Source organism: Actinoplanes sp. NPDC023714 (assembly GCF_040639855.1).
Lineage (GTDB): Bacteria > Actinomycetota > Actinomycetes > Mycobacteriales > Micromonosporaceae > Actinoplanes.
In genome coordinates, this window is sequence record NZ_JBFAAR010000007.1 from 215072 (window position 1) to 226055 (window position 10984).

Here is a 10984-nt window from a genome sequence, read left to right on the forward strand (position 1 = left end):
AACCCCTTGGCCGATAGGAGTAAAGGGTTATCCCGGATTGTTGTCGTACCCCTGTGGGAGGCTGTCCCGGTGCTGGTGGAGTTCGAGGGGGAGCTGTGGATCTGGGATGCGAGACGCGGCGAGAGCTGGACTTTCGTGAGCCTGCCGAAGGCCGAGTCGGAGCTGATCCGTGAGCTGACCGAGGGCGTCCGGCGGGGCTTCGGCTCACTCCGGGTGCGGGTGACCGTGGGCGGCACCACCTGGAAGACGTCGATCTTCCCGGGTGCGGAGGCCTTCGTGCTCCCGATCAAGCGGGCGGTCCGCCAGGCGGAGTCCCTCGAGGCCGGCGATGTGGCGGCGGTGACTGTCGAGTTGCTCGACCTGTGAGGTTCGCCGGGGGTCTTCCCGGTCGTGGTGGCGCCCTCGGCGGGTGACCGTTCCCGGCTGCGACGCTGAGGCCGGCGACTTCGACCGCGGGGAGGTCCGTGCGGAGGCGCTGGCCGAGCTTCTGCCGCCTCCCGTGGGTGGTGATCGCCGCCAACGCGCTGCGGCGCCGGCATCGTGGCCGCTCGGCGCCGGCAGATCCCTCCCGCGGTGCGCTTCCCGCGGCGTGCGCTTCCCGTGGTGCCCTGCCCTTCCGCGCCCTGCCCTTCCGCGCCCTGCCCTTCCGCGGCGCGCCCTGCTCCTTCCGCGATCTTGTGATTTCCCGCAGGGCCGGTCCTGCACGAGGTCACAAGATCGAGGGGAGGGCTGGGGAGGGCGGGGAGGGCTTCCGCGATCTTGTGATCGCGCGCGGGGGCGGTTCTGCGGGAAGTCACAAGATTGCGAGGGGAGAGGGAGAGCGGGAAGTGGGAGGAAGGGGTGCGGGGGAGCATGGGGGCATGACGAAAATGACGGCACGGGAGATCGTTGAGCGGGCTCCGGAGGGGTGGGTTTATCTGCTCGGGGCTTTGCGGACGCGGCTGCGGACCGGGGACTTCGGGACCGGGCTGGCGCTCGTGAACGCGATCGGGGCGGCTGCCGAGGCGGCCGATCATCACCCTGATCTGGATCTGCGGTACACCTGGGTTGACGTCCGGCTGGTCAGTCACGACGTCGGCGCCGTGAGTGAGCGGGACCTGCGGATGGCCCGTACGATCGCTGATCTCGCCTCGCAGGCCGGGGTGGCTCTGGAGAGTGCGGGACTGGTGGAGCTGGAGTTCGCCCTGGACAGTCCGGAGATCGCGAAGGTGTTGCCGTTCTGGCACGCGATCTTCGGTGGTGATAAAGGCGAAGATGAGGTGAAAAATCCGGATAAGAAGCTGCCTACGCTCTGGTTTCAGCGGTCGGGTAGTGCGGAACCGCGGCAGCGCTGGCATCCGGATCTGTGGGTGGATCCGTCCGAGGTGCGGGCGCGCATCGACGCGGCGATCGCGGCCGGGGGGACGCTGGTGAGTGACGCGGAGGCGCCGAGCTTCTGGGTGCTCGCCGATCCGGAGGGCAACCGGGTGTGTCTCTGCACGTGGCAGGACCGGGCATAGGGGGCGCGAAGCGCCTGGCAGGACCGGGCCTGAGCAAAGGGCGGGAGCAAAGGGCTTCAAAGGAGGAAAGAGGCGGGGCGGCCCGAGCCACCCCGCCTCCCTCGTACCGCGTCAGGCCGCGACAGGAGCCTGAGCGGTGACCGGAGCCGCCACCCCGCCGGACAGGTGCCGTAGGTAGGCCGGCAGGGTGAGGAACTCCGGGCAGGTCCGCTCGGTGAGCAGGACGGTCAGCAGCGTCCGGGCCTGGCCGAAGCACCGGGCCGCGTCCTCGTCCAACGCGCCGGTCTCGCTGAGAACGTCCAGTTCCTCGCGGAGCATTCGGGTGACCAGGCCCGCCGTGACCGGCACGCCGTAGTCGGTGAGCGTTCCCGAGGAGATCCACTGCCAGAGCTGGGCCCGGCAGATCTCCGCGGTGGCGGCGTCCTCCATGAGGCCGCCGAGGGCGACGGCGCCGCGGCCGCCGAGCCAGGCCGCGATGTAGCGGAGGGCGACACTGACGTTGGTGCGTAGTGCCACTTCGCTGACGGTGACGTCGGCGCTCTTGACCTCGAGAAGATCGAAAGCGGTGACCCGCACGTCCTCGCGCTTGCGCACGATCTGGTGCGGCTCGTCGCCGAGCCACTGGTCGAACACCTCGCGGCAGGTGTCGACGAGGCCCGGGTGGGCGACCCAGGAGCCGTCGAAGCCGTCGCCGACCTCGCGGCGCTTGTCCTGGCGGACCTGGTTGAGCGCCCGCTTCGCGGCCACCGGGTCGCGGCTCGGGACGACCGCGGCCATGCCGCCGATCGCGTGGGCGCCGCGCTTGTGGCAGGTACGGACGAGCAGTTCGGTGTACGCCCGCATGAACGGCGTGGTCATGGTGACCTGCGAGCGCTCCGGCAGGACGGCGTCCGGACGGTTCTTGATCATGCTGAAGAGGTAGTCCCAGCGGCCCGCGTTCAGGCCGGCCGAGTGCTCGCGCAGCTCGTACAGGATCTCTTCCATCTCGAAAGCCGCGTTGATCGTCTCGATCAGCACTGTCGCGCGGATCGTGCCGCGCGGGATGCCGAGGTACTCCTGCGCGTAGACGAAGACGTCGTTCCAGAGGCGGGCCTCCAGGTGCGACTCCAGCTTCGGCAGGTAGAAGTACGGCCCGCTGCCCCGGTCGATCTGCTTCTGGCCGCAGTGGAACAGGTAGAGGCCGAAGTCGAAGAGCGACGCCGAGACGGCCCGGCCGCCGATCCGCAGGTGGCACTCGGGAAGGTGCCAGCCGCGCGGGCGGACCATGATCGTCGGCACCGAGGAGCCGACCTCGTAGACCTTGCCGTCGGCCGCCGTGAAACCCAGCGTCCCGTCCAGCGCGTCCCGCAGGTTGGCCTGCCCGAGGACCACGTTCTCCCAGGTGGGAGACGTCGCGTCCTCGAAGTCGGCCATCCACACCCGAGCGCCGGAGTTGAGCGCGTTGATGGTCATCTTGCGCTCCGGCGGGCCGGTGATCTCGACCCGCCGGTCGGTGAGGTCCGGCGCGGCGGGCGCGACCTGCCAGGACGGGTCGTCCCGCACGTGCCGGGTGGAGACCAGGAAGTCCAGGTCGGTGGTCCGGGTGGCCCGGCGGCGCCGGCGGCGCTCCAGCAGCTGCACCCGGCGGGCGCCGAACTCGCGGTCCAGGGCCACGATGAACTCGACGGCCTCGGTGGTCAGGATCTCTGCGTAGCGGCCCTCGGCCGTACCGGTGATGGTGATCTCTTCGGCGCCCATCGGATAACCCCTTAGAACTGCTCGGCCTCGGTGGATCCGGACAGCGCGGTGGTGCTGCTGTCCGGGTTCAGAGCGGTGGAGACGGCGTCGAAGTAACCGGTGCCGACCTCGGCCTGGTGCTTGGTCGCGGTGTAGCCGTCGGCCTCGGCCGCGAACTCGGCCTCCTGGAGCTTCACGTACGCGGTCATGCCGGTCTCGGCGTAGCCCTTGGCGAGCTCGAACATCGAGTGGTTGAGCGCGTGGAAGCCGGCCAGGGTGACGAACTGGAACTTGTAGCCCATCGCGCCGAGCTCCTTCTGGAAGCGGGCGATGTCGGCGTCGTCCAGGTTCTTCTTCCAGTTGAAGGACGGCGAGCAGTTGTACGCGAGCAGCTTGCCCGGGTGCTTCGCGTGCACGGCCTCGGCGAACTTGCGGGCGAACTCGAGGTCCGGCTTGCCGGTCTCCACCCAGAGCAGGTCGGCGTAGTCGGCGTACGCGATGCCGCGGGCGATCGCCGCGTCGTCGCCGGGCCGCACCCGGAAGAAGCCCTCGGAGGTGCGCTCGCCGGTGAGGAACGGCTGGTCGCGCTCGTCCACGTCGGTGGTGAGCAGGTCGGCCGCGAGGGCGTCGGTGCGGGCGATCACCAGGGTCGGGACGCCGGCGACGTCGGCCGCGAGGCGGGCCGCGTTCAGGGTGCGGACGTGCTGCTGGGTCGGGATCAGCACCTTGCCGCCGAGGTGGCCGCACTTCTTCTCGCTGGCGAGCTGGTCCTCCCAGTGCACGCCCGCCGCGCCCGCCGCGATCATGCCCTTCATCAGCTCGAACGCGTTGAGCGGGCCACCGAAGCCGGCCTCCGCGTCGGCGACGATCGGGGCGAACCAGTCGCGCTCGTACCGGCCGGCCGCGGTGTCGATCTGGTCGGCGCGGAGCAGCGCGTTGTTGATCCGCCGGACCACCGCGGGGACCGAGTTGGCCGGGTAGAGCGACTGGTCCGGGTAGGTGTGGCCGGAGAGGTTCGCGTCGGCGGCGACCTGCCAGCCGGACAGGTAGATCGCCTTCAGGCCGGCGCGCACCATCTGGGTCGCCTGGCCACCGGTGAGCGAGCCGAGAGCGTTGATGTAGTCCTCGGTGTGCAGGAGGTCCCACAGCTTCGCGGCGCCGCGCTCGGCGAGGGTGTGCCGCTCCTGGAGGGTGCCCCGCAGCCGCACGACGTCCTGCGCGGTGTAGTCCCGCTTGACGCCGGCCCAGCGGGGGTCACTGGCCCATTCCCGAGTGAGGTCCTCAGCGGTACCGCCACGGTTTCCGGTCAGCTCAGTCATGACGAAAGATCCCTTTCCTGCCCTGTCGCGTTCTTCCTCGTGGAAGAACTTCACTCTCGGGGATCACACAAGCCCCTTTGAAGGGCTCCTGCGAGGAAAGAAGTGAAGAAATTCTGCTAGCGTGAAACCCGTGACCGCTTCACCTTCCGAGCAGACCGACGTCGACCTCGTCACCCTCGGGCAACGACTCCGGCATCTGCGCCGCACCAAGGGCATGACGCTCGACCAGCTCAGCGAGGCTGTCGGCCGGGCGCCGTCCCAGCTCTCGCTCATCGAGAACGGGAAGCGGGAGCCGAAGCTGTCGGTGTTGCAGGCGATCGCACAGGCCCTCGGCGTACCCATGCAGGATCTTCTCCGCCCGGAGGCGCCGAGCAGGCGCGCCGGGCTGGAGATCGAACTGGCCCACTTCCAGCAGAACCCCGCCTATCAGGCGCTCGGGCTGCCGGTGGTGAAGGCGGGCCGCCGGTTGCCGGCCGACGCGCTGGAGTCGCTGATCGGCATGCACCGCGAGCTCAACCGGGTGCTGACCGAGCAGAGCGCGACGCCGGAGGTGGCCCGCCGCGCGAACGCGCAGCTCCGCGCGGAGATGCGCAAGCGGGACAACTATTTCGCCGAGATCGAGCAGGCCGCCGCGAAAGTCCTTCGATCCGTACGGCACACGACGGGCCCCCTGTCGCAGCGAGGCATCCTCGACATCGCCGCGCAGATCGGGTTCACCCTTCACTACGTCAACGACCTGCCCTCGTCCACCCGATCCGTCACCGACCTGAAGAACCGGCGGATCTACCTCCCGCAGGTGGCGAGCGGCAAGGGCCACGACCCGCGCGCCGTGGTGCTGCAGACGCTCGGCCACTTCGTGCTCGGCCACAACGACCCGGCCGACTACGGCGACTTCCTGCGCCAGCGGGTCGAGGTCAACTACTTCGCGGCGGCGCTGCTCATGCCGGAGAAGTTCGCGGCCGACTTCCTGGCCGAGGCGAAGGCCGACCGGGCCCTCGCGATCGACGACTTCCGGGACGCGTTCGGCGTCTCCTACGAGACCGCGGCGCACCGGTTCACCAACCTGGCGACCCACCACTTCGGCATCCCGGTGCACTTCGCGCGGGTGCACGAGAGCGGCATCGTCTACAAGGCGTACGAGAACGATAACGTCCGCTTCCCGTCCGACGTGACCGGCGCGATCGAGGGGCAGCCGGTGTGCCGCAAGTGGGCGTCCCGGACGGTCTTCGAGGCGGACGACCCGTACTCGTCGTTCTACCAGTTCACCGACACGACGGCCGGGACGTACTGGTGCACCGTGCACGTCGAGTCGACGAGCGCCGGGCTGTTCTCGGTGACCGTCGGGACGCCCTACGAGCACGCCCGCTGGTTCCGGGGCGGCGACGTGGCCGGCCGGACCGTCTCGCACTGCCCCGATCCGGACTGCTGCCGCCGCCCGCCGGTCGCGCTGGTCGACCGCTGGGCGGGCAATGCCTGGCCCAGCGCCCGGGTGCATTCCCACCTGCTCGCGGCGCTGCCGCCGGGCACCTTCCCGGGCGTGGACAACCGCGATGTGTATGACTTCCTGGAGCGCCGGGCCTAGAACCGGGCGGGGTCAGCCGGCCAGCTGGCGGGAGGTCAGCCGGGCGGCCACCTCGGGCTCGCCCTGCCCGCTGCGCACCTGGGTCCACAGGTCGCGGGCCGCGCTGCGGGCCGGGCCGAGGCGGTGCCGGGCGATCAGGCGGGCGTCGTAGCGCATCCGGGCGCTGCGCGGCACCGGGAGCGACGGCAGGTAGCCGAACTTCGCGAGCCGGTCGCCGAAGGCCGTCTCGCAGCGGCGCACCTCGTCGGCGGTGAGCCGGGACTTCCAGCTCGCCACCCGCTCGGTGGTCGGCTCCTTGTGGGTGAGGGTGTGCCAGGTCTTCCACTCCGGCACGGCCACCGAGGCCAGCCGGTTGGGCCGGGTCATCGCCGGGTCGAAGTCCTCCTCCAGGAACGCGCAGATCCGGCGCAGGTGCGGCTCCGGGTCGGCGACGAGATCCTCGTAGCGGACCTGGTGGTAGACGTCGTCCGGGTAGCGCCGGGCCGCGAGCAGCGACGCGTCGGCCGACTGCGTCCAGTAGTCGATCAGCGTGTCGAACTCGGCCGGCTTCCACGGGGTCTCCTTCAGGGAGGAGACGCAGTCCCGGCCGTCGCGCATGATGTTGATGATCTGCGCGTCCGGGAAGAGCCGCAGGATCGTCGGCAGGTGACGCAGGTAGAGCGGCCGCTTGTCGCCCCAGCGCGGCTTGCCGAACCGGTCGGCGTACATCTTGAAGACGGTCCCGAACGCCGAGCCGAGTGTCGGCGGGGCCGCCACGATCGCCTCGATCGTCGCGGCGGGATCGAGGCCGAGGTCGCCGAACTGCGCCGACTCGGCGATCCAGGCGGCGAGCCGGCGGCGGTTCGCCGCGTCGGTGAGGTCGCCGAACTCGGCGCGCTTCGCGTATCCGGCGAGCAGGAACCTCGTCTCCGGCGGGATCGCGATCCGTGGGTGGGCGTGCAGCATGAGCTGCAGCATCGTCGTGCCCGACCGGGGGCACCCGACCACGAAGATCGGGCGGTCGGTGGGCGTGCTCCCATCCCGCGACATGACGAGACTCCCCTCGGCGATCTTGTTGACCAGGAAAAGATTTCGCAAAGAGTCTGTGCAGAATAGGTGCACACGCTGTCGTCCGCCTGGGAGTTGCCTGTCAATCTTGACCGACGAGGTGAAGATCCCTCGCCGGCGCGGTGGCGGGCGCCGGCCGGGACGGGCGGGTGGAGAGCCAGCAACCGACCACGATGAGCGCGAACCCGGCGATCGTGGCGGGCCCGATCGGCTCGTGCAGCAGGACCACGCCGAGGCCGAGCGCGACGACCGGGTTGACGTAGGTGACCAGCCCCGCCCGGGTCGGGCCGGCCAGCCCGATGAGCCGGTAGAACGCGAGCAGCGCGACCGCCGTGCAGAACACGCCGAGCGCCACCAGCGCGGACCAGGAGCCGGTGCTGACCGGGCCGGCCGGGAGGTTCATCAGCGCGAACGGCAGCAGGACCACCGTGGCGATGACGGTGGTGCCGACCGTGAGCGTCTCCGGCGGGACGTCCGAGGCCCGGCGCTGCACCAGCATCGTGGCGACCGCGTAGCTGATCGCGGCGGTCAGCACCATGCCGGCGCCGAGCAGGCCGTACCGGTCGCCGGAGACGTCGAGGCCGACGAGGACCACGACGCCGGCGAACCCGATCATCAGGCCGGCCACGCGGACCGGGCCGAGCGGCTCGCTGCGGGCCATCAGCAGGGCGATGGCGACCGGCTCGACGGCGATCAGGATGCCGGTCAGCGACGAGGAGATGTGCTGCTCGCCGTAGGTGATCAGCAGGAACGGGCCGACGATGTGCACCATCGCGATCAGCGTGACGACCGGCAGCCTGCCGCGCAGGGCCCCGAGGGTGCCGCGGGCCGCCGCGATCGGGATCAGCACGGCGGCCGCGATCGCGGTGCGGCCGGCCACCACGAAGACCGGCGAGAGGTCCACGATCGCGATCTTGATGAGGAGGTAGGGGACGCCCCAGAGGGCTGAGACGAGGACGAAGAGGAGCCACGCGAGACGATTCACAGGATCAGCTTCATTGCGTACGGTGGTAAGCGGTAGTGACGACTTCCTGTTGGCGTTGTAAGGAAAACTGATGATCGACACTCGTCGCCTGCAGGTGCTGGCCGAGGTGGCCCGCCAGGGCAGCTTCAACCGCGCCGCCGCCGTGCTGCGGCTCACGCCGTCGGCCGTCTCCCAGCAGATCGCCGCCCTGGAGCGGACCGTCGGCACCCCGGTCGTCCGGCGCAGCACCCGCGGCGTCGAGCTGACCGACGCCGGCCGGGTGCTCGTCGAGACCGCCGAGTCGATCGCCGCCGAGTTGCTCCACGCCCACCAGGAGATCGAGCGGCTGGCCGGCGCCGGGACCGAGCGGCTCACCGTCGCGACGTTCACGAGCGGCGGCCAGCGGCTGCTCCCGGCCGCGCTGACCCGGTTCACCGCGGAGCACCCGGGCGTCGAGCTCACCGTCATCGAGAGCGAGCCCGAGGAAAGCCTCGAACTGGTCCGGACCGGGGCCGCCGACCTGGCCCTCGCCTACCACTTCGACGGTCCGCCGCCGTCGGCGCCGGGCCTGCTCTGGACCCCGCTCGCCGAGGACCCGATGTGGATCGTCCTGCCGGACGGGCACCGGCTCACCGGCCGCTCCTCGATCACCCTGGCCGAGCTCGCCCTGGAGCGCTGGGTGCTCGGCTGCCTGCGGATCGAGGAGGTGTTCGGCCACTACGCGGCGCTGGCCGGCTTCGAGGTGCGCACCGCGTGCCGGGGGACCGACTACCAGTTCGCCCAGTCGCTGGTCCGGGCCGGCGTGGGGATCAGCATGATCCCGGAGGTGGCGCTCACCGCCGACCGCAGCGGGATCACCGCGATCCGGCTCGCCCCGCCCGGCCCCTGCCGGTTCATCGGGACGGCGACGCCGCGGCGGCGCTCGCCGAACCCGATGGTGGCCGAGGTGATGCGGCTGCTCCGGGAGACCGTCACGGCGGTGCCGGTCAGAGCGTGATCCAGAACCGCTTCACCCGGCCGATCTCCGAGTCGCGGATGTCCTCGAGGACGCCGCCGTGCTTCTCGATGGTCCGGGCCGACGCCTCGTTCGTCACGTCGCAGCTGATCATGACGCGGTCGATGCCGAGCTTGCCGGCCTCGACCAGCATCTCGCCGAGTGCCCAGCTCGCGAGGCCCCGGCGGCGCGCCGAGGGGCGGATCCCGTAGCCGATGTGGCCGCCCGCGCGGAACAGGAAGTCGTTGAGCGTGTGCCGGAGCGAGATCGCCCCGAGCAGCTCGTCGTCCTCCACGATCCAGCGGTAGGTGCAGTGCACCAGCCCTTCGACGGGCGTGAGCGACGTGTCCTCCTCGGACCGCAGCCGGGTCACCCAGGTGGCGAACCCGGCCGCCGACTCGACGTCGTCGTCCGGCCGCAGCCCGGAGCCCGGCTGGTGGACGGCACCCCACTCGGCGCGGGACCGCAGCCAGGACTCGTGCAGGCGGATCGTCGGCCGGATCAGGTCGGGCATGCTCCGACCGTACAGAAAACGCCTTTGACCTTGCTCCTGAATCTCACCCCGAGGCCAGGGCCAGCAGGCGCTGGATCTGCCCCTGACGGGTCGTGGTCATCGACTCGGCCAGGCTCAGCGCCTCGGGGTGGGCGCCGCCGTCCGCCTGCATCCGCAACGTCTCCATGGTGTTGTGCAGGTTGCCGAGGAGCAGCGCCACCGCGATCCGGTCGAAATCCGAGCCCTTCGCCGCGGAGAGGCCGTCGATGTCGCCCGGCTGGAGCGCGTGCAGATCACCGTGCCCGGCGTGCAGCCCGGTGCCCGGATCGGCCTCCAGCGGCTGATCCCAATCGGTCAGCCAGGTGGTCATCGTGGCCTTCTCGGTCTGCCACTGGCCGCGCAGCTCGGCGGCCAGCGTCCGCAGCGAGGCGCCGGTCGCCGACCTCTCGGCCACGGCCGCGACCTGATCACCCTCGCCGATCTGTGCGAGCGTCATCTGCGCGAACATGACGTCGGTGTCGTTGTGCGCCGCCTCCTCCGCGCCACACCCGCTCAGCAGCAGGGTGAGCAGCAGGAGGAGACCCCCTGCTGCTCGCCTGGCTGCTAGACCGCGGCCCACAGCGCCGCGACGTTCGGAGGCTCCCAGCCGCTGATCGCGGTGTGCGCCTGCCGGCACTGATAGGTCCGGCCGCCGTAGGTCACCCGGTCACCGACCTTGTAGGTGGTGCCGGCCGCCCACGTCGTGCCGCCCGGGTTGGTGGCCGTCGGGGTCGGGGTCGGGCTGGTCGTCGGGACCGGCGTCGTCGGCGTCGGGGCGGGCGTGGTCGGGGTGGGCGCCGGGTTCGTGGCGCCGCCGAAGTTCAGGTCGACGCACGAGTAGAACGCGTTCACCGTGTCCGAGATGTTCCACCGGGCGAGCACGGTCTGCCGGCCCGAGTAGCCGGCGAAGTTCACCGTGTGGCTCTTCGTGGCGCCGGGCTGCGCGCCGCCGTCGTTGAAGGACGCCACCACCTTGTTGCCGATGAGGTACTCCCACGTCGCGGTCGAGTGCCGCGCCGTCAGCACCCAGTTGAACGTGACCGTCGAACCGACGCTCGCGGCGGGCCACGCCTTGCCGTTGTCGTTCAGCACGGCGAACCGGCTGCCGCCGCCGTTGCACTGCGTCGAGCCCTTCGGCTGCTCGACGCTCTGCGGCTCGTAGACGATGTCGCCGCAGCCGGAGACGGCGCCGCTCGCGCAGTTGGCCTGCCGGCTGGGAGGGGACGAGATGTAGCCGTGCGCGGAGGCCGGGGAGACCGCCACGAAGAGGGAACCGGTCACGGCAGCGACGGTCAGCGCGGGCAGAGAGAACCTGCGTTTCATCCAGTTAC

11 protein-coding genes are annotated in these 10984 nt (G+C 70.7%); 4 read left to right on the plus strand and 7 right to left on the minus strand.

Annotated features, from left to right (window positions below):
* The first annotated feature begins 69 nt into the window (after positions 1-69).
* The gene (locus AB0G10_RS29020; protein WP_360928477.1) at positions 70-366 is read left to right on the plus strand and encodes a DUF1905 domain-containing protein; all 297 of its coding nucleotides are present in this window, start codon (positions 70-72) and stop codon (positions 364-366) included.
* Between the two features lie 494 nt (positions 367-860).
* On the plus strand, positions 861-1499 hold the full coding sequence (locus AB0G10_RS29025) for a 4a-hydroxytetrahydrobiopterin dehydratase (protein WP_360928480.1): 639 nt from the start codon (positions 861-863) through the stop codon (positions 1497-1499).
* Between the two features lie 111 nt (positions 1500-1610).
* Here the strand turns inward: AB0G10_RS29025 and aceB are convergent, their stop codons facing one another.
* Positions 1611-3236 (minus strand): malate synthase A, encoded by a 1626-nt coding sequence (gene aceB, locus AB0G10_RS29030; RefSeq protein WP_360928482.1) that lies wholly within the window; start codon positions 3234-3236, stop codon positions 1611-1613.
* Positions 3237-3247: 11 nt separating this feature from the next.
* Positions 3248-4534, minus strand: coding sequence for an isocitrate lyase (gene aceA / locus AB0G10_RS29035; RefSeq protein ID WP_360928484.1), 1287 nt, complete (start codon positions 4532-4534; stop codon positions 3248-3250).
* Positions 4535-4664: 130 nt separating this feature from the next.
* Here aceA and AB0G10_RS29040 point away from each other — a divergent pair, with 130 nt between their 5' ends.
* Positions 4665-6116, plus strand: coding sequence for a helix-turn-helix domain-containing protein (locus AB0G10_RS29040; RefSeq protein WP_360928487.1), 1452 nt, complete (start codon positions 4665-4667; stop codon positions 6114-6116).
* 12 nt (positions 6117-6128) lie between these two features.
* On the opposite strand, the gene AB0G10_RS29045 is transcribed toward AB0G10_RS29040, so the two are convergent.
* Positions 6129-7193: a sulfotransferase gene (locus AB0G10_RS29045; RefSeq protein ID WP_360928490.1), complete on the minus strand. Its 1065-nt coding sequence runs from the start codon at positions 7191-7193 to the stop codon at positions 6129-6131.
* 52 nt (positions 7194-7245) lie between these two features.
* Positions 7246-8148, minus strand: a complete 903-nt coding sequence (locus AB0G10_RS29050; RefSeq protein WP_360928493.1) for a DMT family transporter — start codon at positions 8146-8148, stop codon at positions 7246-7248.
* 70 nt (positions 8149-8218) lie between these two features.
* Between AB0G10_RS29050 and AB0G10_RS29055 the strand changes: the two genes are divergently transcribed.
* Positions 8219-9124 (plus strand): LysR substrate-binding domain-containing protein, encoded by a 906-nt coding sequence (locus tag AB0G10_RS29055; RefSeq protein ID WP_360928496.1) that lies wholly within the window; start codon positions 8219-8221, stop codon positions 9122-9124.
* Here the strand turns inward: AB0G10_RS29055 and AB0G10_RS29060 are convergent.
* The 3 genes from AB0G10_RS29060 to AB0G10_RS29070 are packed head-to-tail and all read right to left on the minus strand — an operon-like array spanning position 9114 to position 10976.
* Complete coding sequence (locus tag AB0G10_RS29060) at positions 9114-9635, minus strand: GNAT family N-acetyltransferase (protein WP_360928499.1); 522 nt, start codon at positions 9633-9635, stop codon at positions 9114-9116. The two genes, AB0G10_RS29055 and AB0G10_RS29060, sit on opposite strands and share 11 nt — an antisense overlap.
* 43 nt (positions 9636-9678) lie before the next feature.
* Positions 9679-10233, minus strand: a complete 555-nt coding sequence (locus tag AB0G10_RS29065; RefSeq protein WP_360928502.1) for a DUF305 domain-containing protein — start codon at positions 10231-10233, stop codon at positions 9679-9681.
* Positions 10218-10976 carry a lytic polysaccharide monooxygenase gene (locus AB0G10_RS29070; RefSeq protein ID WP_360928504.1) on the minus strand — a complete coding sequence of 253 codons (759 nt, stop codon included), beginning with the start codon at positions 10974-10976 and terminating at the stop codon, positions 10218-10220. Before AB0G10_RS29070 ends, AB0G10_RS29065 begins: the two co-directional genes overlap by 16 nt.
* Positions 10977-10984 lie beyond the last annotated feature (8 nt).